Annotated in this window: 19 protein-coding genes; 11 read left to right on the forward strand and 8 right to left on the reverse strand. The window is 53.1% G+C overall.

Translation table 11 applies throughout. The features are described 5' to 3' along the window. Positions 1-14: 14 nt before the first annotated feature. Together N655_RS0115195 and N655_RS19355 are read right to left on the reverse strand one after the other, a co-directional pair. The gene (locus N655_RS0115195) at positions 15-1040 is read right to left on the reverse strand and encodes a hypothetical protein (RefSeq protein WP_155987616.1); all 1026 of its coding nucleotides are present in this window, start codon (positions 1038-1040) and stop codon (positions 15-17) included. A 133-nt stretch (positions 1041-1173) separates the two neighbouring features. Continuing rightward, the gene (locus tag N655_RS19355; protein WP_238324788.1) at positions 1174-2139 is read right to left on the reverse strand and encodes a nucleoside hydrolase; all 966 of its coding nucleotides are present in this window, start codon (positions 2137-2139) and stop codon (positions 1174-1176) included. A 105-nt stretch (positions 2140-2244) separates the two neighbouring features. Between N655_RS19355 and pckA the strand changes: the two genes are divergently transcribed. The 4 genes from pckA to N655_RS20630 all read left to right on the forward strand — a co-directional run bounded on the left by pckA (position 2245) and on the right by N655_RS20630 (position 5018). Then, positions 2245-3831, forward strand: a complete 1587-nt coding sequence (gene pckA, locus N655_RS0115205) for a phosphoenolpyruvate carboxykinase (ATP) (RefSeq protein ID WP_026443673.1) — start codon at positions 2245-2247, stop codon at positions 3829-3831. A gap of 38 nt (positions 3832-3869) precedes the next feature. Beyond that, complete coding sequence (locus N655_RS0115210) at positions 3870-4139, forward strand: hypothetical protein (protein ID WP_026443674.1); 270 nt, start codon at positions 3870-3872, stop codon at positions 4137-4139. 148 nt (positions 4140-4287) lie between these two features. Next, positions 4288-4779: a ferritin-like domain-containing protein gene (locus N655_RS0115215; protein WP_026443675.1), complete on the forward strand. Its 492-nt coding sequence runs from the start codon at positions 4288-4290 to the stop codon at positions 4777-4779. 89 nt (positions 4780-4868) lie between these two features. Further along, complete coding sequence (locus tag N655_RS20630) at positions 4869-5018, forward strand: lmo0937 family membrane protein (RefSeq protein ID WP_155987617.1); 150 nt, start codon at positions 4869-4871, stop codon at positions 5016-5018. Between the two features lie 69 nt (positions 5019-5087). Here the strand turns inward: N655_RS20630 and aqpZ are convergent, their stop codons facing one another. Next, positions 5088-5798, reverse strand: coding sequence for an aquaporin Z (aqpZ, locus tag N655_RS0115225; RefSeq protein WP_044934839.1), 711 nt, complete (start codon positions 5796-5798; stop codon positions 5088-5090). Between the two features lie 147 nt (positions 5799-5945). Then, complete coding sequence (locus N655_RS0115230; RefSeq protein ID WP_081823839.1) at positions 5946-6884, reverse strand: DMT family transporter; 939 nt, start codon at positions 6882-6884, stop codon at positions 5946-5948. 137 nt (positions 6885-7021) lie between these two features. On the opposite strand from N655_RS0115230, the gene N655_RS0115235 reads away from it, so the two are divergent. From N655_RS0115235 to N655_RS0115245, 3 genes are read left to right on the forward strand one after another with little or no spacing between them, the layout of a single operon-like run. Beyond that, complete coding sequence (locus N655_RS0115235; protein ID WP_238324790.1) at positions 7022-9400, forward strand: penicillin acylase family protein; 2379 nt, start codon at positions 7022-7024, stop codon at positions 9398-9400. Beyond that, a complete protein-coding gene (locus N655_RS0115240) occupies positions 9397-11181 on the forward strand; it encodes a hypothetical protein (protein ID WP_155987618.1) in 1785 nt (594 codons plus the stop codon). Before N655_RS0115235 ends, N655_RS0115240 begins: the two co-directional genes overlap by 4 nt. Before the next feature lie 9 nt (positions 11182-11190). Next, positions 11191-12087 (forward strand): polyprenyl synthetase family protein, encoded by an 897-nt coding sequence (locus N655_RS0115245; protein WP_026443680.1) that lies wholly within the window; start codon positions 11191-11193, stop codon positions 12085-12087. Between the two features lie 46 nt (positions 12088-12133). Here N655_RS0115245 and N655_RS0115250 read toward each other — a convergent pair whose 3' ends face one another. Genes N655_RS0115250 through N655_RS19360 form a run of 4 tightly spaced genes read right to left on the reverse strand, consistent with a single transcriptional unit; the run spans position 12134 to position 15344 of the window. Beyond that, positions 12134-12454: a hypothetical protein gene (locus tag N655_RS0115250; protein ID WP_026443681.1), complete on the reverse strand. Its 321-nt coding sequence runs from the start codon at positions 12452-12454 to the stop codon at positions 12134-12136. Between the two features lie 33 nt (positions 12455-12487). Then, a complete protein-coding gene (locus N655_RS0115255) occupies positions 12488-12799 on the reverse strand; it encodes a hypothetical protein (RefSeq protein ID WP_026443682.1) in 312 nt (103 codons plus the stop codon). Between the two features lie 43 nt (positions 12800-12842). Then, positions 12843-14438 (reverse strand): bacillithiol biosynthesis cysteine-adding enzyme BshC, encoded by a 1596-nt coding sequence (gene bshC / locus N655_RS0115260; RefSeq protein ID WP_026443683.1) that lies wholly within the window; start codon positions 14436-14438, stop codon positions 12843-12845. Positions 14439-14489: 51 nt separating this feature from the next. Then, positions 14490-15344, reverse strand: coding sequence for a Rossmann-like and DUF2520 domain-containing protein (locus N655_RS19360; RefSeq protein WP_081823748.1), 855 nt, complete (start codon positions 15342-15344; stop codon positions 14490-14492). 48 nt (positions 15345-15392) lie between these two features. Between N655_RS19360 and N655_RS0115270 the strand changes: the two genes are divergently transcribed. From N655_RS0115270 to lon, 4 genes are all read left to right on the forward strand, one after another. Continuing rightward, positions 15393-15980 (forward strand): NUDIX hydrolase, encoded by a 588-nt coding sequence (locus N655_RS0115270; protein WP_044934845.1) that lies wholly within the window; start codon positions 15393-15395, stop codon positions 15978-15980. A 161-nt stretch (positions 15981-16141) separates the two neighbouring features. Then, positions 16142-16360, forward strand: coding sequence for a cold shock domain-containing protein (locus N655_RS0115275; protein ID WP_026443686.1), 219 nt, complete (start codon positions 16142-16144; stop codon positions 16358-16360). A 154-nt stretch (positions 16361-16514) separates the two neighbouring features. Further along, the gene (polX, locus tag N655_RS0115280) at positions 16515-18272 is read left to right on the forward strand and encodes a DNA polymerase/3'-5' exonuclease PolX (protein ID WP_044936104.1); all 1758 of its coding nucleotides are present in this window, start codon (positions 16515-16517) and stop codon (positions 18270-18272) included. A 268-nt stretch (positions 18273-18540) separates the two neighbouring features. Further along, on the forward strand, positions 18541-20913 hold the full coding sequence (gene lon, locus N655_RS0115285; protein WP_044934848.1) for an endopeptidase La: 2373 nt from the start codon (positions 18541-18543) through the stop codon (positions 20911-20913). The last annotated feature ends 29 nt before the right edge of the window (positions 20914-20942 follow it).

Raw genomic sequence — 20942 nt, forward strand, 5'->3', positions numbered from 1 at the left:
AAGCGATGGGAAAGTCACTTATCGTTGTTCGCGGCGAAAATGCCCCGCAAAACCTGGGGCCGAACAAGGGTATCCGGATCTGCGATGCCGAACATACGCTGCAGATCAGACTCGCGAAACTCCCGGTATTTGAGTCTGGGAGTGAGTTTGAAAACGTAGAAACATTTCTCACTGCCCAGCTGCGACTCCGCAGTTGGACCAAATCCTTCTGAACTGAACGTCAGCTCGATGGCGACAGCTTCGGCATCGGCATTGACGGCGATGCGGCCGAGGTCCGTCGACATCTCTTGAGGGTCGCACGAGGCATTGTGTACACGGCACCAATCGTAATCCCGAAGTGCTGCGAGGCGCTGCTGGAACTCTTTCCGCAAACGGTCGTTCGCGGGCGGGAACAGGTTGCGTTCGCGGCCAGTAGCAGGGTCAAGCAACGCCAAGCGTAATGGATGAGTGGGGGCGAAGTGGACCTCGCTCCGCTCGAAAAGAATTTCAGAACCGAGCGCCGCGATTTTCCAGCCACTGAACGCTGAAACCAGCTTCAGGTTGGAAGCCAAAATGATCGTGCATTCTGCCGAGGGCGAAAGATGAGTACCTATTAGGAGCAAACCTGCCGCTGTGCTGATCGACGCGGAGCCGAAGCAGTCCTCCACCATCGGCTTCTGGCCGGGAGTCAAACCGGCCGTAAAAGGCACATTCACTTCTCCTTCGTTAAATTCGCGGCGATACCACTGCCGCGCAGTCTTGTCATAGCGGAGCACATGGAGTGGAGGTGTGAGGAAGTCGGTGCCGTTGTACTGGTAGTAAGCAATGACAAACTGCGAAGGTTCATTGAGAACTCCATATGAAGTAATTGTCGTGGCCGTGTCTACATCGGGCGGTGAGAAAGGAAGGGAGTTCTGATGCAGAACTTCGGCAAGCGTAGGCCAACCAGACCGTTGGGCTGAGCACAGTTCTGGTGTGATGAATAATGTGCAGGCAACAACCAGTGCAGTCAATTTTGCCAAGCCGACCCCCAACGAGCGGGATTCCAGCATGATCCCCATTATGCAGCGGGCCGCTCGGCGGAGACAACTGAACAAAACACAGTTGGCCGTTGGCTGCAAGTTGCACGACCGGTAAGACACAGAACGCCTTTGGGCCTGTTCCTAGCAGGAATATCAAGTTTCCCTTGAAGGACTACCTGACGCAGCTAGAATTGCCGTGAAGGTCCTGTTTCAGTAATCGAGGCATCAGGAACTGGAAAAAAGTTTCCGCATCTGAGGCAAGACATACATTTGTATTGGGAGTCCCGGGCCCTTCCTTTGTTTTTCCCTCTTCACTTACGCTGATGTGCATGGCAGTTACCGGACACAACTCAGGCTTGATCGCAAAGGCGACAGCCATTACGTCATAAAGGACTGGTGTTACCTGATGCGATGCCCTTTGCCATTCGGCAGTCAGCACCAGCAATGCGTCTGTAAGCGGAGTGCTCACCGTTGTCAACATCTCCCGCTTTGTTTCGTCCAATGCGAGCTGCGTTGAATCCAGAGGCATCAGGTAAATCGGCACGCCGGACTGAAACAGCTTTCTTGCCGCAGCAACATCCATGGCAATGTTGTATTCCGCATCCGGTCCATGAGCAGGTGTCAGCCCCGTATCTCCGTACCCGCGCCGGATGGAGCCACCCATCATCACGATGCGCTTGAGTTTTTTAAAGGTCACGGGGTCGCGATCCATCGCCGCGCCAATATTTGTGAGGGGAGCGATTGCGAGCAAAGTAATTTCGCCAGGATTTTTCCTGATTGCATCCAACAAGAAATCTACCGCATCTCCATGGACGCGGCCCTCGCCGGCACGAGCCCAGACTTGCTGTGAAAAAACATTCTCTGTTGTAGTTTTCACTCCAGACAGAACAGGAACATCACTTCGTCCTGCCAGACACAAAAGACGGTCGAGCATCTGACTGCGCAGTTCTGTATTGCCCCATGCTGAGGTGATTCCAAGAATCTTCAGCTCAGGGCTGGCCAGTGCAAGGGCAACAGCATAGGCATCATCAATATCATCGCCAATGTCCGTATCCATGATGACCTTCTCCTGCGCAAGCATCTGGGAGGAAATGGTAAGCAAGGTCAACAGAAGCAAAAAGGACAGTTTCATTCTCATGGTTTCTTCATAGTACAAAGAAGCAACGTTGGGGCGAACAGAAACAACCTTTGCCATCTCACCTCCCCAGGTGGCACAATAAACGGTTTGCCTGAAGGAGAATTCATGGGAGCAGCCACTGTAGCCACCGATCTTCGGATCCTTATCGAGGGGCCTCATGTACATCGCAATCTTTCTACGCCGCAATTGGTCGAAGCTTCCATTGCGCGGGGAGAGGCTAGCCTTGCCGCCAATGGCGCGCTTGTGGCACTGACCGGAGCGCGCACCGGAAGGTCCCCGAAAGACAAATTCATCGTAGAAGATGATCAAACACGAGACCGCATTCACTGGGGAAAAGTAAACCAGCGTTTCGATTCAGATAAATTTGAGGCCCTGCTGGAGCGCGTGATCCGGCACATGGCCGAACGGGACCTCTATGTGATGGACCTTTACGCTGGCGCTGATCCTGACTATCGGCTGCCCATCACGGTCATTGCGGAATATGCATGGCATGCCCTGTTTGTAAAACAGCTTTTTGTGCGCCCGCAGCCCTCAGATTTCGAACATCACGCAGCCAAATTTACCGTCATTGCCGCTCCTGAATTTGAGGCGATACCGGCCCGTGACGGAACAAAATCAAGCACATTTATACTGACTGATTTCACGCGAAAAATTGTCCTCATCGGAGGAACGAAATATGCAGGCGAAATGAAAAAGTCCATTTTTGGCGTTTTGAACTTTCTTTTGCCGCAACAGGACGTTTTTCCCATGCACTGTTCAGCCAATGTCGGTACAGATGGCGACACTGCACTCTTTTTCGGTCTTTCCGGAACAGGTAAAACCACCCTGTCCGCTGACCCGGCGCGCCGTCTTATTGGCGATGATGAACACGGATGGAGCCCCGCTGGCATCTTCAATTTCGAGGGAGGATGCTATGCCAAGTGCGTTGACTTGTCCGAAGAAGAAGAGCCGCAGATCTATCGCGCCATCCGCTTCGGAGCCGTGCTTGAAAATGTTGTCATCGATCCGGTCACCCGCGTTCCGGTTTACTCAGACATCCGATATACAGAAAATACTCGCGCTGCCTATCCAGTGGAATATATTGAAAACGCCGTCATCCCAGGGACAGGTGGACATCCCAGAAATGTGCTTTTCCTGACTGCCGATGCTTTTGGCGTTCTGCCGCCGATTGCAAAGCTCACACCGGACCAGGCCATGTATCATTTCCTTTCTGGATATACGGCGAAACTCGCTGGCACGGAAGCCGGGCTTGGCAGCGAACCAGTCCCTGAATTTTCTACCTGTTTTGGAGCACCTTTCCTGCCGCTTCCGCCGCGGGTCTATGCAGAAATGCTGGGCCGGAGACTCAGAGAGCATCATGCACAATGCTGGCTTGTGAATACAGGATGGACAGGGGGTGCCTTCGGCACGGGCAAGCGCATGAGTTTAAAGCATACGCGCGCCATCGTCCATGCTGTGCTGAATGGTAGCCTGTCCAAAGCCGAGTACGCTACGGAAAGTGCTTTTGGTCTCTCCATCCCACTCTCCTGTCCAGAGGTCCCGGCTGAAGTATTAAACCCGCGCAATGCATGGGCCGACAAGCATGCTTATGACAAGCAGGCACACATGCTGGCGGCAAAATTTGCAGAGAACTTTGCGAAATTCGATGTACCGGAAACGATTCGCGCAGCAGGACCCAAGGCGGCAAAATAGGACCCGGCAGAACCAGAATATAGACCGACACAAACACTATGTTTCTGCGTAAATTGGAAATCCTGATTACCGGTCCCGAAGGGACCGTTCGCCCATGCCCGGTTGCCTGGATTGATAACTTTGCGATGCGGAACTTCACGAATGATCCGGTATTCGACGACACTCTTCCCGTAACGGATGGCTTGATGGAAGCCGGCTTTCGCGTACCCCTTGACCGCCTGGAAGCAGCAATGGACAACTGGCTACACCGCAAAGGATATCTGAAGCCGCAGGAAGGGTTGCGGGTCCTGGAGAGGCAAACAAGATAACCTCTACCGTACAGCATTCCTTCCTGTTGTCGCACCAGTCCACAGTTTTTTTGGTTCCCCGACCTCTTCAGCGGTTTCGTTCTTTCGAGCAAATGCATCTCAGAGACAAAGAGAACGTTCGTCCATTCCTACAAATGAGGTGTTTGAGATGAAACTGGAAAATATGAAAGCACTGCTGCTAGACGAACTACAAGACCTGCACTCGGCTGAACTGCAGATTACGAAAGCATTGCCGAAAATGGTGAAGAGTGCATCGAACGAAAGATTAAAAGAGGCATTCCAGTCACACCTGGAAGAAACAGAAAATCATGTGCAACGTCTGGAAAAGATCCTGAAGCACATGAAGATGAACGCTAAGGGCAAAACCTGCGAAGGAATGAAAGGCATTCTGAAGGAAGGCGAAGAGCGGACCAAAGAACATGGTGATCCGGCAGTTATGGATGCAGGTCTGATTTCGGCCGCCCAAAGAGTGGAACATTACGAGATTGCGTCCTACGGTTCAGCCCGGACTTATGCAGAATTACTAGGTGAAAATGAGGTTGTTCGCTTGCTGGAAGAAACACTGGAAGAAGAGAAATCTGCCGATGCAAAACTTACGCAGATTGCAAACCAGATTCACCAGCAGGCGAAAGCGGCATAATTCCATGTCTTAAGCGGAGGAGGCGTTCTGGAATCAGACCTCCTCCGCATTCGTCATCTTTTTAGAAAGAAAAAAGGAGAACTGGTCCCATGTATCTGCTTCTTGCATTGATTCTTGTACTTATCTGGATTGGGAGTTTTGTGCTCTATCATGTAACCGGATTTCTGATTCATCTGCTACTGATTTTTGCAGTGATTTCTCTGGTGCTTCACTTTTTGCGAGGCAAGAAAACAGCCTAGACGAAAACGGCGCCTCCATAGAAGCGCCGTCATCAATTCAATAAAAGTTGGATGCAAACTCTAATTTTGCTACGATTCCCGTTCCTCCATCAGGAGACGGTACACAATCCCACCGGCAACCGCCCCCAGAATCGGCGCAACCCAAAACAACCAGAGTTGCTGCAAAGGCCACCAATATCCGGCAAAGATGGCCGGACCCGTGCTACGGGCAGGATTCACAGATGTATTGGTGATCGGGATGCTAATCAGGTGGATGAGTGTCAGCACGAAACCGATACCCAGGGGCGCAATGCCTGAAGGAACACGCTTGTCAGTAGCTCCCATAACTACCAGGAGAAAGAAAAATGTGAGAACAAACTCGGCTACAAAACAGGAAATTAGGGAATAATTTCCTGGGGAATGGGCTCCATATCCATTGGAAGCAAAGGTGCTTGAGGCGGCATCGAACGACGGGTTTCCCGTTACGATCACATAAAGGACCCCGGCCGCTGCGATCGCACCAAGCACCTGGGCCACAATGTATGCAGGCAGGTCCTTTACAGGGAAGCGTTTGCCCGCCACCAGTCCGCAGGTAACTGCGGGATTAATATGGCAGCCGGAAATATGCCCGATGGCGTAGCACATGGTCAGCAGCGTAAGACCAAATGCAAAGGCCACACCAAGAAATCCAATCCCCAGCTCAGGAAAAGCCGCTGAAATCAAAGCGGCCCCGCACCCACCAAAGACCAGCCAGAAAGTGCCCAGAAACTCCGCAATCGAACGCCTGATTAGTGACGACACAGACTTCTCCTCCCTTCCGGTTCTTGCGCCTGAATGGCCGCTTCGAATCTCGCAAAGACGTTATCACAAAAGTCTTTCAATCTGGGAAATATTTTTTGGGTTCTGGAGCAGAACGGCACACCCGGATCGATCATTCCATGCGAGCTATTATGATACTTCTCTTCTTCCCAGGCTGGTAATCATGAATGCCGCGGCAAGAATCATTCCGCCACCTATCCAAGCATATGGACTCAACTTTTCTCCAAGCAGCTCAACTCCCAGCACCGAACCGAGGGCAGGCTCGATATTGAGAAAGACCCCGGCCCTGGATGCAGGCACCCTGGCAATACCCCAGTTCCACAAAAACATCGCGCTCGTATTACAAAGCAGTCCACTTCCCAGAAGTGCCATCCAGGCGCGAGAACTTACGTTATGCACAGGGGGGAGTCCATTGCGCAACACAACCCAAATCGTCAACATGAGAGTGCCGCTCAACAGCACAAAGGCAGTCACTTGCAATGGGGAGTGCGTTCGCATAAGAAATTTGTTCAACAAGACCCACGCCAGCGCAACCAGCAGCGAAAGGACCACCAACAGATCTCCGGCCAGAGTAGGCCCCTGGGCAGCATTTCCTGCGCGATTATTACTTCCCAAAACAATAAGGGTCACACCGGCAGAGGAGGCAGTTAGAGCAAACCAACCGATGAGGTCCAGTCTTTCATGTGCAAAAATGCAGGCGCCAATCGCTAGGATTACCGGCATCGTCCCTACCATCAGGGCGGCATGGCTGACCGTGGTCCACGCCAGTCCCTGAAATTGCACCAGGTATTGCACTGGAATTCCTAAAAAGGCCGCAATCAGTAAGAGTCGCCACTCTCGCATAGAAAACCGCGGGCGCCGCAGCACAAAAAATAACGGTGGACATGCGAACCAAAAGCGATAAAGCACCATGTGCGGAACAGACATTTCTCTCAGCACGATTTTGCCAAAAAAGAACCCCAATCCCCATAAACAGCCTGCAAGAGCACACGCGCCATATCCAGCAAGCAAAAGGTCTACATGGCGTTTCTCAAGTTTTCTGTTGACTTCAGTAAGTGTTTGATTCATCTGGATGCAGTTTACTTGTTTTGCTTCATAGGCAGATACAACTTCTTCCCTTGTGGATTTCAATACGAGACAATGACATGGGTATGCCTCTTGGAAGAAGACTTCAGACTGAGGAAGAAAAGCGCAGTCATCCCCTGTTGCGCCTGATAGCTGTATTTTTATCGCTGGGAATTGTTGTGGTCGTCGCGGGAACCCTGGGAGGAGCGTGGTGGCTGAAGCACGCCATGCGTGATTCGCTGCCGCAACTTGATGGCAGCTTGCGCTTACCAGGTCTTTCTGCGCCGGTAACAGTGCGCCGCGATCAACACGGTGTTCCTCATATTGAAGCATCGTCACTCGACGACCTGTTCGAGGCGCAGGGATATATTACCGCGCAGGACCGACTCTGGCAGATGGACATGGCCCGTCGCATGGCAGCAGGCGAGGCCGCCGAGGTCCTGGGCAAAAGCCTTGCAGACCATGACCGCCTGGAGCGTGTGCTCCAGATGCGGCCGACGGCAGAGCGCATGGCTGCGAGTCTAACCGAGCGTGACCGCCGCTTTTTTGAAGACTATGCACGCGGCGTCAATGAGTTTCTTGATAGTCATCGTGATCATCTGCCTGCAGAGTTCCGCCTGCTCATGTACAAACCACGCGCATGGCAGCCTGTAGATTCTATCCTTATCGGCCTGAGCATGGTGCAGATCCTGGATGAGCACTGGCCTGAGAAACTGGAACGCGAAAAGGTAGAATCGCGGATTGGCCCAGGCCTGGCTGCAGACCTTTATCCAACCGGGTCCTGGCGCGACCATCCGCCCACGGTTACACCACCGGACCTGACTGCGCCACAGCCTGTCATTCCTGAGGCCCCTCTGGATGAATCCCAAACCAAATTGAAGGACCTCCTTAAACTGCGCGAAGTCATTCGTGGAACACAAGAGATTTGCAGGGAATGTCTTTCGGGATCAAATGAATGGGTCGTTTCTGGAGCCCACACCTCCAGTGGCAAACCACTGCTGTCAAATGATATGCATTTAGAGCACGGTATTCCCAATACATGGTACGAAGTAGACCTGAGAGCGGGGGATTTCCATGTTGCCGGTGTGACCATTGCCGGTATGCCGTTTGTTACGGCAGGACATAATCATCACATTGCGTGGGGTTACACCGCCCTTTATGGAGACACGCAAGATGTGTACGTGGAGCAGACCAACAGCCAAGGCGAGTCCCTGGGCGCAGATGGTTGGCATCCGATTGAACACAGTAAAGAAACCATCCACGTGCGTGGCGGCGCTGATATTCATTTGGATGTGGAACGTACCGAGCATGGCCCTGTTCTGAATCCATTGCTGCCAGGTGAAACACGCACTCTCTCTCTTCGCTGGACCGCATACGATCCCAAAGCTGCCGCGATTCCGCTTTTTGACCTGGACAGCGCCAACAATTGGGACGAGTTCCGTCAGGCCATCAGCAAATGGTGGGGGCCCACGCTGAACATTGTTTACGCAGATGATCAGGGGAATATTGGCTACCAGGCAGCCGGATTGATTCCCTATCGCCCCGCCGGCCTGAAGGGTGTTCCCGTGGCTGACCATCAGCATGAATGGCAGGGCTTTGTTCCCTTCGACCAAATGCCCAGCACGTTCAATCCAACGGATGGCATATTGGCGACAGCAAATTCCCGGATCACTCCTGACAACGCTCCGTATCAGCTCACTCTGGAATGGGCAAGCCCGTATCGCAATGAACGCATCTGGAAATGGCTTTCTGGCAAAGACAGGTTCACGCCCTCTGACATGCTGAAGCTGCAAACGGACATTTACTCCGAGGTAGACCAGGAACTTGCACAACGCTTCGCCTATGCGATTGACCACTCTTCGAAAGCTGATGCGCGCCTGCGGCAGGCAGCGGACCTGATGCGTACATGGAGCGGTGAAGTTGCAATTGACTCTGCTCCGGCAGCAATTGTTGCTGCCGCCAAACATGTTTTCTGGCCCATGCTTCTCAAGCCAAAGCTGGGTGAAGACTGGCAGCTCTATCAATGGGCCGAAAGCGCTTTTGCACAGGAGGAGATCATCATGCATGCGCCGGCGCAGTGGCTTCCTAAAAACTATGCCACGTGGGACGACTTTCTGGCCGCGTGTGTCTCCGAAGGACTGAAAGAAGACCACGCTCCGGCTGATTTAAACACGTGGCGCTACGGATATGCACATCCGGTAGAACTTATGCACCCGCTCTACCGCTTGCTTCCCTGGTTCAAAAGCTGGACAGGCACCGGGGTCCAGCCACAATCTGGCGATACAACTACAGTCAAACAGGTTGGTCGCACCTTCGGGCCCTCGCAGCGCTTCACCATGGACTGGAGCAACATCGACGGATCAACCGAAAACATTGTGATGGGTGAATCCGGCAACCCTCTCAGTCCCTACTACCGCGACCAGTGGTGGTACTGGTACAACGGCAAAACATTTTCTTTGCCGTTTACGGACGGCGCTGTAAATGCTGTCACCGTGCACACACTACGGTTGGTGCCGTGAAAATATCCTTCCGCTTCCCGCAGACTCTGTCTGACCATGCCACACGACGATATCGCAGTCACTCCCTGCTCTTCTGCTGCGCCTTCATCGCTGTATTGCCGCTGGTATGGCGAGGCACTTCGTGCGGGCACGATTTCGATTTCCACCTGCAATCGTGGCTGGAAACCGCGCAGCATTGGCGCGAGGGAGTGTTCTATCCACATTGGGACGCATCTGCCAACTATGGAGCAGGCGAGCCGCGCTTTGTATTTTATCCGCCAGCTACGTGGATGCTGGGCGCACTTTTGGGAAAGATCTTCCCGTGGAACTGGGTGCCTGCCGCTTTCACATTTCTTGCTTTTCTTGCATCTGGCGCTAGCTTTTACAAGATGGCACGCGCGTGGATGCCAGAGGATGCAGCCACTGCTGCGGCCTGCATTTATGTGCTAAATCCATACCTGCTGTTTGTAGCCTACGAACGCACTGCCTATGGAGAATTGCTTTCGGCCGCCCTGTTTCCTTTGCTTGTTGTGTATGGATTGCAGAAGGAAACAGGACTTTTACCGCTTGCATCTATAATCGCCGCTCTATGGCTGACAAATGCTCCCTCGGCTGTGATGGGAAGCTATTTCCTGGCCCTCATTACCATCCTTAGCGCTTTGCGCAGCTCAAGCCTCGAATATGTGGTGCGCTCCACAAAGGCCTTTCTTCTTGGAATTGGACTCGCAGCCTTTTATATCGTTCCTGCCTATTATGAGCAGCGCTGGGTAGAAATCTCACGCGCAATCGGTCCGGGAATGCGTGTAGAAGACAGTTTTCTTTTTGAACACACGGGAGCTGTCTTTCACGATCAGGTCTTGCGGAGCGCTTCCTGGATCGCTGTTGCCATGTTGACCGCAACGTTCATCGCTGCCTGGCTGTCCCTCAAATTCGACCGCATGTTTTGCTCGCAAAAGGACCTTCTCTTTCCTCAGATGGAAAACTGGACACTGTGGCTGGTCATGACCTCCGCGGCCACGGTCATCCTTTTGCTCCTGCTGCCATTCAGCCGCTTTCTTTGGTATCACTTGCCTGAACTCGTCTTTTTGCAATTTCCCTGGCGTTGGCTGCTCGTCCTCGGGGTTGCCATGTGTACGCTCATCGGACTGGCGTTCCGCGGCCATCTGCAGGAAGCAGGCACACGCCGAAGTATCCTCACGCCATCTCTCCTGGTGATTTTGACTGCCGCAATCCTGTCATTCCTTGCTGCTAAGGTTTTCTGGCAACCGTGCGATGAAGAAGACAACGTCGCCGCGCAGCGAATGGCCCTTCAGTATGACGGATTTGAAGGAACGGATGAGTACACCGCAGCAGGCACTGACAATAGCAGTATTCAGCGTCACCGTCCGCTGGTTGAGACTGTACATGCTGCGGATGCAGAACAAGGTGAGAGCGGCAACACAGAGAACCCAGAATGGCAGCCGGAATCCCAGCAGAGCATTCCAGCCAGGATAAAGATCCTTAACTGGCAAACAGAAAACAAGACGATTGAGATCACCACGAAGGCTCCGGCCGATGCGCTTCTTCGGCTCGTGGATTATCCCGCCTGGCGGGTCACCTTGAATGGAAAACTGAGCGCGAAGCGGCCGCACCGCGAAGACGGCCTGATGGTCCTTCCTCTGCCTTCTGGAAAATCCGTGATTTCCATCCGATATACAGCAACCACGGACGTGAAACTGGGTCGTATCTTCTCTCTGTTGGCCTTGGGCATTGCCATTTTGCTTTTTTTGCGGACAAAGAAACAACGGGAACTTCGGGTATGATGAAAAGAAATGCAAGCCGAAGTAAAAGATCTGCTGCAAGCAGGCCAGGAACTGACTGATGCCGCACTGGAGCGGCTGCTACCTCCGGAAACCCAGGTTCCCACTTCCATTCATAAAGCCATGCGTCATAGCACTTTTGCCGGTGGAAAGCGCCTGCGCCCGGTACTCTGCATGGAAGCAGCCCGCATGGTTCGCGGAAATGGTGTTTTGCCCGAAGGAGTTGAGGAGCTGGGCGCAGCGATTGAGATGCTGCACACCTACTCCCTCATTCACGACGATCTACCCGCCTTGGACAACGATGACCTTCGCCGTGGAAAACCCACGTGCCATGTAGTGTTCGGGGAGGCCATTGCGATTCTCGCCGGTGATGCACTCCAGACCCAGGCTTATCAGGTTCTGGCCAGATTGCGTTGCCCGGCCCCATCTGTTGTTGAAATCATCCGGCACATCTCAGAAGCAACAGGCACGGTCGAGGGGATGATTGGCGGCCAAGTCCTCGACCTGGAGGGTGAGGGATCCAGGCCCACTGCCGAATTGGTTGATGCGATCCACCGTGCAAAGACCGGAGCACTCATCCGTGTCAGCGTTGTAACGGGCGGAATTTATGCCGGCGCAACCAAGGAAGATGTGGATCGACTGACGGAGTTTGGCCGGAAAGCCGGATTGGCGTTCCAGATTGTAGATGACATTCTGGACGTAACGCAAAACTCTGAGCAACTGGGAAAGACCGCAGGCAAAGACTTGGCCAGCGACAAAGCCACGTGGCCTGCCGTCTTTGGAATTGACGCATCAAGGAAGGAAGCAAATAGGCTCATCCAGCAGGCCTTCGCGGCGCTGGCCCCTTACGGTCCCGCTGCGGAGGGACTGAAGTCTGTTGCTGCTTATCTGGTAGAACGGACCTATTAATTGGGCCGCAGAATTCAGCTAAGCCGCCGTGAATGCTGGAGATTCATCAGCTTATTGCATTGCGCAGCTTACTTCCCTGTTTCGCAACTTCGTTGACAAAGTCTTCTATACGCACCAGCAAATCCTGCCCTTTTCGCAGGTAATGAGGCAGGCTTTCCCATAATTCTTTGGCTGCTTCAGGATTCTCCAGGAGTCCAACCGTCGCGCCAGCAGCAGCAAGAACCAGAGCTGTTTTGCGTCGCCCTGCCAGAAATAGGCAAGCACCGGCCACCAGCGATCCCGCTGCAGCTGTCCTCTGCCAGGAAAAATTTTGTACCGTCGTCGGAGCGTTTTCCTTAATTTCGTGAGAAATCTTTGTCAGACCCATAGCTACTCCTGCAAAGAATGGGGATTGGCTTACTCAATCAAGATCGAAATCACGCAAAGGCTTGCCTGTGTCCGGTGTTTCTTTGGCTTTGCGAAGAGCCTCGGCAAATTTCTTTTCCAAAAGATCGTTTTTATGCTTCTCCGCGTCCACGGCCTGGCGAAAGAGACTCTCGCGGCGCTCATCCTGCTCCCGCATGGCTTTGGCTGCGGTTTCAAAGTCCTCGAACGTTTTCTTACGAGGAGCCGGTGTATGCGCAATGATTGCGCGGGTCTCCGGATCAATCTTCAGGATTGCCCCGCAATCCGGGCATGAGACTTCGAACGCGGATGGTTTCTTAGATGACATCAATCAGAATTTTAGGCCAGTCCAGATGGATTCGGCCAGTCGCTCAAAGATAGATGACTTTGTGACCCGGACACTCCTGTGCTGCTTGCTGCAGCAGAGTTTCCATCAAGCTGTTCCCATAGCGCGATAAAAAGTACCCCGCGCCAATGGCCCGCTCCTGTAAATGCCGCTCAGGAAACAGGGCCAGATACACCGCTTCCACTTCTCGCCGCAAGCCGGACTCTTTCTGCAACTGAAAATTCGCCGCCATCCGTCGCAGACGGTTCATCTGATAACGCATTTTCGAAGCGGCAACAGCAGCAGAACGGCCCAATCCTGGATCCAGGGAGTGCATCCAGTCCGTCAAAGACTTCAGTTCGGCATCCAAAGCATTTCCTGCCGCAGCAAGTTTCTTTTTGCCCTCAAGGGGCATGGAACGCGCCCCGATGCGTTGCGCCAGGTCCTCAGGACGTAGCACGAACAGATCGCTTAAGGTAATTTCATATTTCGCCATGATTTCGGCAATCTGTGGCTCAACGAAAGTTACGCTCAGGCGGGGCAGTACCGCCGTGGTCCGCCCCAAGACCCTTTCATAAATGACCTGTGATTGAGCAAAATATGCGATCTCGGCCGGACCTGCAATATACAGGGACGTGGGCAGAATGAAATCCTGAAATACCGGACGAAGCAAGGCATTGGGACTTAAACGTTCAGGTTCCGCTTTAAGAATCTCTAGTAAGTCTGCACTGGTGTAGGTCTTTTTTCCTGCCGACCATTCCCCATTCTTTCTCCGCAAGGGCTGCCGCTTTTTTGTTTCCTCATCCAGCAAAAACAACAGACTGCTATGCGGGGCCACCAGAACCTGGGTGTGATATCCAGCCTCTACCAGCTCTTTGTCCCGCGCCAGAAGGGCATTTCTGATCGGCTCTGCATCCGTAATGGCCTGCTGAAAAACGGGCGCTCCGAGAGCGTGAAATTGTTGGTCAGATGCATCGATGACGATCAGACCCTGAGCAGAGAAGATTTGCGCGAGTAAAGATCCAAAGGCCTGGGCAAAAGTAGCGTCCGGCTTATAACACCGCTCCAGGATCTGAAAGAATTCACTCCCCCCTAGAATCTCTGCAACCTGGTCTAGCAGGCTTTGGATACCGGGGCCCAATTTCAGGCCGCCCACCGGATTTCCGCCGTTTTCCAGTTCCAACCTGTATGTGCGCAGCTCACGACGTAAGGGAAAAGCAATATGGTCTGCCTCTGCCAGGTCATGGTCTTCAGTTGCAAGCCAAAAGATGGGAACGTGTGAAAACCCAGCATCCGTGGCATCCTGCGCCTTGCGCACGGCAGTGACAGCCTTGAGCAGTGTATATAGCGGGCCGCCCAAAAGAGTGACCTGCTGTCCGGTCACGACCGCTCCTGCACCATTCCGCAAGCGCTCGATATTGGCAAGGGTCTTCTCTCCGGCGCCGAAGGCCAGATTTTGCCTGCGCAAAAGGTCTGCGATGGCCGAGCGCGCTTCCGGTGCCATCTGTGGAGCCTGCACCATCCATTCACGCGAATATGGGCTTTGACGGTAAAAAGGCAGAGGAGTGTGGCTCTGCGCATAATCAGTAAACAACCGCGAGAGATGCGGCAATATCGTGATTGGGAAACACTCTACGTGCAAGTTCTCGTTCTCCACAGCGAAACTTGTATCCAGTCTCTCACGCGTACGGTCTCAAAGTGTCTTCGGCAGGTCTTGGACCTGCCGAAGCAATTGCCTCAGACCATCGCGTCGCCGGACCGGCAATGTTTCGATCGCATATTGGGCAAGCGCACTGTAAATCTCTTTGAGCATCGGATGCTCGCCGAGCACCTGAAGATGCAGTCTTATTGTAGAAAGGTCGCCACGGAAAAATGGCCCGCTGAAGCTACTGGCCGATCCGCGTTGCAGAAAATTGCGGATTGTTGCCTGTCCCAGCGTGCCAACCCATTTTTCCGCCAGTTTTTCCGGTAAACCAGCCATTCTTGCCATCTCCGCCGCCGCTGTGATTTCACTCAGCAATAAAGGTGAGGCCATGGTGGCCGCTGCATGATACAGGGACTTCTTCTCCGCCTCGATTCGGAACGGTTCACCTCCCAATTTGCGTAAAAGCTCCTCCAGAGTTTCCAGTATTTCTTCCTGCCCCTCCACTGCATACATGGTGCCTTGAAGAGGCACGGGAATGCGTGAGGGAAAGCTCATCACAGGCGCAACCGATCCGACCCGGGCCCCGACTCGCTTTACCGCTTCGAGCTCCTTGGCCGTGAGGGCCCCGCTGGAATGCACCACGATTTGCCCCGTCATATCTCCTCGATGCAGAGCAATTTGATCGGCCAAGGCGGCAATCTCGTCATCGCGCACGCATATCCATATCACGTGTGCATCCAGCGCAGCCCTCTCCAAAGAAACCATCGGAAGATTTCCAAATTGTGCTGCCGGCTTACGGACAACCACTTCCCGCAAAGGCACTCCGGAAGCCAGGCAGCCATTCGCCAGAGAAGTTCCCCAGTTCCCCATGCCAACGATAGCGACATCAATCTGTTTTCTCATGTTCAGGATGATACGGTAGAAAAAACAGCTGTTTTCAAAGAGGAAGCTATGCCATCTAAGCCAGTTCTTACTGCCAAAAAGGCAAAGGTTGACGTTCTTTCATCTAGGACCGCATTTGAAGGCCCGCTTTTCCGGGTCGAGATTGATGAGGTCCGCGAACCTGGCAATCGTATTTCGCGTCGGGATGTAATTCGTCACAATGGATCGGTTGTCATTCTGGCTGTAGATGACTCCAGAAAAAGAGACCCTCTCATTGTGATGGAGCGGCAGTATCGGCACGCAGCCGGGCAGTACATGTGGGAGATTCCGGCGGGAAAAATTGAAGAGGGGGAGAAACGTCTGGCAGCAGCAAAACGCGAATTGCGCGAAGAAACCGGGTACAGCGCAAAAACGTGGACAAAGCTCACCCGCTATATTCCCAGCCCCGGCTTTCTGGGTGAATGGATGCAGATTTATCTGGCCGAAGGGCTGACTTTGGGAAAAACTTCTCCTGATGAAGACGAGTGGCTTGAAGTGAAACTGGCGCCTCTTTCTGAAGTTTTAACCAACATCGAAGAAGGCAAAATTCTTGATGGGAAAACACTGATTGCTGTACTGCTTTTTACGCATCTGCGCGCAAAGCACAAGCGCAAATAAATGATATTTCTGTCTCATTCTGAATTTTGACTGGTTTTACAGGTGTGATTTGTGCAATTTCCTTAAAAAAAGGAAAACCAAAGCCCGCCTGAATGCGTCTTTACTTTCAAGCAGGTTGTTTCCCCAACCGCACTCTGCTTGAGAAGGAAGGACGAAGGCTCGTGTCTACATACAAAGGCAAGGTGAAGTGGTTCAACAACGCCAAAGGTTATGGATTTATCGGACGTGACGATGGACCAGATGTATTTGTTCACTACAGTGCAATTCAGTTGGATGGGTACAAGAGCCTGAAAGAGGGCGACGAAGTGGAATTCGACATTGTACAAGGACAGAAAGGCCCGCAGGCCGACCAGGTAGTGCGTACGCGCGAGGTGGCTTGATCCGTAATCCAGCAGCCTATTCAACAAGAAGTGCCAAGAACCAATCCATCGCGTAAAAATTCACCTTGAGCGGTGAACATACCAAAATCTGCCCAGACCCAGCTTCTTTGCTGGGTTTTCTGTTTTTACAGTGCTATGCGCGATAATGCTTTCGATGGACAACCGCACGATCGCGCAGCTGCTCTACGAAACCGCTGATTTACTTGAAATCAGCGCCGCTGATCCTTTTCGCATCCGCTCGTATCGCCGGGCTGCAGAGGCAGTCGAATCCAGCACCACGCAACTTAGCGAGATCGCCGGAGACGCTAAGAAATTGCAGGAAATCCCAGGGATTGGCAAAAGCATGGCTGCAAATATTCAAGAGATTGAGAAGACCGGGACCCTGCCCCTGCGCGAGGAGCTTTTAACAAAATACCGTCCCGGCATGTTGGACCTATTGAAACTCCCGGGCATGGGCCCGAAATCAGTCGCACTTTTTTGGGAATCGCTGCAAATTTCATCCATTGAAGAACTCGAATCTGCCATTGCCGAAGGCAAATTGGCCTCACTGCCGCGGATGGGGGCGAAACAAATAGAAAAATTGCGCAAAGGCATTGAAGACTATAAAAAGAACAGCGGCCGCTTCCTGGTCGATGAAGCTGAGATCGCTGCAGAAAAGCTCATTTCCTATCTGCGCAATTTCGACGGAATGGACGTTATCACTCCAGCCGGGTCTCTGCGACGTGGACGTGAGACCGTCGGCGACCTTGACATCCTGGTCACGGGAAAAGCCTGCGCGGAGGACAGGGTACAGGCTGCGGTGGACTATACAGCAGCCTATCCGCCAATTGTTGACCTGATTGCCAAAGGTCAGAACAAGGTGAGCTTTCGCCTGCGCGCTGGACTTCAGGTAGATGTGCGCTTGCTTCCGGAAGACTCTTACGGTGCGGCCCTTCAATACTTCACTGGCTCCAAGATGCACAACGTTGCCATCCGGCAGCGGGCCCTGAAGCTCGGCTACACACTCAGTGAATATGCGCTGGCCCGCGTGGAAGACGGCAGCGTTGTAGCGGGAGCCACGGAAGAGGACATCTACGCTGCTCTAGGTCTGGATTGGATCCCGCCCGAATTGCGGGAAAACAACGGTGAAATCGAGGCTGCCGAACAGCACCGTCTGCCTGCTCTCATAAAATTGAGCGACATTCGTGGCGACGTTCACATGCACACGAATGCGACCGATGGAAAGTGCAGCATCCGCGAAATGGCCGAAGCTGCGGTTTCGCGTGGATATGAGTACATCGCAATCACTGACCACACGAAAAATCTCGCCATGACGTTTGGCCTGGATGACACTCGCACAATCGAACAGATACGCCGCATCCGGGAAGTGGAAAAAGAGATGGGTGGACGCATCCGCATCTTCGCGGGCATGGAGGTGGACATACTGGCCGACGGTCAGCTCGACCTGGCTGATGAAACGCTTGCGCAACTGGACATCGTAATTGTCAGCGTCCATTCACTTTTCAACATGCCTGAAGAGGAAATGACGGAGCGCGTTCTTCGTGCCCTGGAAAATCCCTACACGCGCATCCTGGCCCACCCTACAGGAAGGCTTCTTCTTCGCCGTGAAGCATACAAGATTCATCTGCCTCGGATACTTCGCCGTGCCGCAGAATTGGGCGTTGCCGTTGAACACAATGCTTATCCGGACAGACTGGACCTCTGCGATCGCGACCTGCGCATGGCAAAAGAGATGGGCTGCAAAATTGTTATCAATACCGATGCACACCATACCAGCCACATGGAAAAGCTGCGTTACGGAATGAGCCAGTTGCGTCGTGCATGGCTTACAAAAACTGATGTACTGAATACATTGCCTGCAGACGAGTTCCTTGCGGCTCTGCGTCCAAAACCGCAGACACCGCTCCAGTGAGCGCAAGCCTGTACTCAACTCTTGTTCGCACACTGTGTGGGGCCGACTCCGGGCCCGGCAAGGTGGTCCTTTGGCAGGATAAAATGGAAGAAAGAACATTCCTGCTTTTTGCCCTGGCAGCTTGGGGCCTTGTTGTTACTATTCTGCATCCCTGTTTCGTTCCCAACAGAACCGGAATGCGTTACATTTCATCTAATAGGGCTGAAGCGAAAGGAACGCCGTGACCTCTAAGGAAGTGCGAGACAAAAGCGAACTTCGGAAACTCCCCATGATGCCCATTCGGGACATGGTGATTTTCCCCTATATGATGACGCCCTTTGTCGTAGGGCGTGAAACCAGTGTGCGGGCCCTGGAAGAGGCACTCACTGGTGACCGCAAGATCTTTCTTGCTACGCAGCATGATGCACGTGTCGATGAGCCAAAGGCTGAAGACATCTATTCCGTTGGAACCATCGGCAATATTGTCCAGAGCGTCAAGATGCCCGACGGCAACATTAAAGTGCTGGTAGAGGGTTTGGAGCGTGCGAAGGCGGTCGAACTAAACGATTCTGATGGTTTCTTTGTGGCCACGCTGCGCGTTCCTAAACTTGAAGCCGAACGGCCGTCAGGCATTGAACAGCTCACGCAGCGCGTCACTTCCCTTTTTGAGCAATACATCAAGCTGCAGCAATCTCTGAACTATGAAACCATCATTGCTGCTGTGCGCACCGATGAGCCAGGAAAGCTGGCAGACACCATCGCCGCCAATCTGCAGCTTGAAATACCGGAAAAACAAGAGCTTCTGGAAATCTTTGAACCGGCCGAGCGTCTTTTACGGCTGGCCGATGTGCTTGACATCGAAATTGAAAAGCTCAACATGGAGCGCAGCATCCAATCGCGCGTAAAGCGGCAAATGGAGCGTGCGCAAAAAGAGTATTACCTGAACGAAAAGATCAAGGCCATCCAGAAAGAACTGGGTCGCAGCGAGAAGAGTGAATTTGACGAGCTGAAAAAGAAAATCGAATCTGCTGGAATGCCAAAGCCGGTTTTCGAAAAGGCAATCCAAGAGTTGAAGAAGCTCGAAGCCATGCCTCCTATGTCTGCCGAATCCACGGTTTCGCGCAACTATCTGGACTGGCTGTTGGCTGTGCCGTGGAAGAAGAAGTCCAAGGAAACGCGTTCCATAGAAAAAGCAGAAAAAGTACTGAATGAAGACCATTACGGTCTGGAAAAAATTAAGGAGCGCATCCTGGAGTTTCTGGCAGTACGCCAGCTGGTAAAGAACCCCAAAGGTTCCATCCTCTGCTTTGTAGGACCTCCCGGAGTCGGAAAGACCTCGCTTGGTATGTCCATTGCCAAGGCCACGGGGCGTAAGTTTGTCCGCATGTCTCTGGGTGGCGTGCGTGACGAAGCCGAGATCCGCGGGCATCGGCGCACTTACATCGGCGCACTCCCGGGGCAGATCATCCAGTCCATGAAAAAGGCCGGCACAAAAAATCCGGTATTCATGTTGGATGAAGTGGACAAAATGGCCTCAGACTTTCGCGGCGACCCAGCATCGGCGCTGCTGGAAGTCCTGGACCCAGAACAAAACCACAGCTTTCAGGACCACTACCTCGACGTTGAATACGATCTTTCCGAGGTCCTCTTTGTGGCAACGGCCAATGTGCTGCATACCATTCCCGGGCCTTTGCAGGACCGCATGGAAATCCTCCGCCTGCATGGTTACACAGAGACTGAAAAACTGGAAATTGCGAAGCAGTATCTTATCCGAAAGCAGCGGGAAAATACGGGACTGACAGAGAAAAACATCGTTTTTACAGACGAGGCAATTGTTGAGATCATCCGCCGGTATACGCGCGAAGCGGGCGTGCGCAACCTGGAGCGGGAAATTGGCAATGTTTGCCGTAAAGTCGCGCGGCGGGTTGTTAAGTCGGGCCCCAAACACAAAGAAGAAATTACACCTGAAAACCTGGCTGACTTTCTGGGGGTGGCCCGGTTCCGGGATTCTCAGGTCCATGAAAAAAGTGAGGTTGGTTTGGTTACTGGCCTGGCATGGACCGAGGTCGGAGGTAGTATTCTGCCCGCAGAGGTCCAAGTTCTGGATGGAAAAGGTAAATTAACACTTACCGGACAGCTTGGAGATGTGATGCAGGAGTCGGCACAGGCTGCGCTCTCATATGTGAGGAGCCGTGCTGCTCAGCTGGGGCTTTCCCGTGATTTCTACAGGAATGTAGACATCCATATCCATGTTCCCGAAGGGGCCATTCCCAAAGATGGTCCTTCCGCGGGTATTACTATGGCCACGGCCCTGGCCAGTGCGCTGACCAAGATCCCCGTGCGGCGCGATATCGCCATGACGGGAGAAATTACGCTGCGCGGCAAAGTACTTCCTATCGGGGGACTTAAGGAAAAGCTGCTGGCTGCGCATCGTGCGGGAATCTTTGAGGCCATTCTGCCCAGAGACAATGAAAAGGACCTGGCTGAATTGCCGGAGAATCTGAAAAGCGCCATGAAGCTGCACTTTGTGGACTCGATGGATGAAGTACTGCAATTGGCGCTTGAAGGTCCTCTGCCGGAACTGCGAGAAGAGAGCGCGAACGTTCTCTCTCCGGTGCCTCCGGCCGTGGTCATCAACCCGGAGCAGCGTCCACATCAATAAACTCAGACCCGGTCAACCAAGGACAGCAG

This window comes from Pseudacidobacterium ailaaui, from assembly GCF_000688455.1.
GTDB lineage: Bacteria > Acidobacteriota > Terriglobia > Terriglobales > Acidobacteriaceae > Pseudacidobacterium > Pseudacidobacterium ailaaui.

Excerpts from the sequence above, each read along its gene's own strand:
- N655_RS20630 (WP_155987617.1), top strand. The coding sequence starts at position 4,869 with ATGTATCTGCTTCTTGCATTGATTCTTGTACTTATCTGGATTGGGAGT.
- N655_RS0115250 (WP_026443681.1), bottom strand. The coding sequence starts at position 12,454 with ATGGGTCTGACAAAGATTTCTCACGAAATTAAGGAAAACGCTCCGACG.
- N655_RS19360 (WP_081823748.1), bottom strand. The coding sequence starts at position 15,344 with ATGAGAAAACAGATTGATGTCGCTATCGTTGGCATGGGGAACTGGGGA.
- lon (WP_044934848.1), top strand. The coding sequence starts at position 18,541 with ATGATGCCCATTCGGGACATGGTGATTTTCCCCTATATGATGACGCCC.
- N655_RS0115210 (WP_026443674.1), top strand. The coding sequence starts at position 3,870 with ATGTTTCTGCGTAAATTGGAAATCCTGATTACCGGTCCCGAAGGGACC.
- N655_RS0115230 (WP_081823839.1), bottom strand. The coding sequence starts at position 6,884 with ATGAATCAAACACTTACTGAAGTCAACAGAAAACTTGAGAAACGCCAT.
- N655_RS0115245 (WP_026443680.1), top strand. The coding sequence starts at position 11,191 with ATGCAAGCCGAAGTAAAAGATCTGCTGCAAGCAGGCCAGGAACTGACT.
- pckA (WP_026443673.1), top strand. The coding sequence starts at position 2,245 with ATGGGAGCAGCCACTGTAGCCACCGATCTTCGGATCCTTATCGAGGGG.
- polX (WP_044936104.1), top strand. The coding sequence starts at position 16,515 with ATGGACAACCGCACGATCGCGCAGCTGCTCTACGAAACCGCTGATTTA.
- N655_RS0115255 (WP_026443682.1), bottom strand. The coding sequence starts at position 12,799 with ATGTCATCTAAGAAACCATCCGCGTTCGAAGTCTCATGCCCGGATTGC.
- N655_RS0115270 (WP_044934845.1), top strand. The coding sequence starts at position 15,393 with ATGCCATCTAAGCCAGTTCTTACTGCCAAAAAGGCAAAGGTTGACGTT.
- N655_RS0115215 (WP_026443675.1), top strand. The coding sequence starts at position 4,288 with ATGAAACTGGAAAATATGAAAGCACTGCTGCTAGACGAACTACAAGAC.
- N655_RS19355 (WP_238324788.1), bottom strand. The coding sequence starts at position 2,139 with ATGAGAATGAAACTGTCCTTTTTGCTTCTGTTGACCTTGCTTACCATT.
- N655_RS0115195 (WP_155987616.1), bottom strand. The coding sequence starts at position 1,040 with ATGGGGATCATGCTGGAATCCCGCTCGTTGGGGGTCGGCTTGGCAAAA.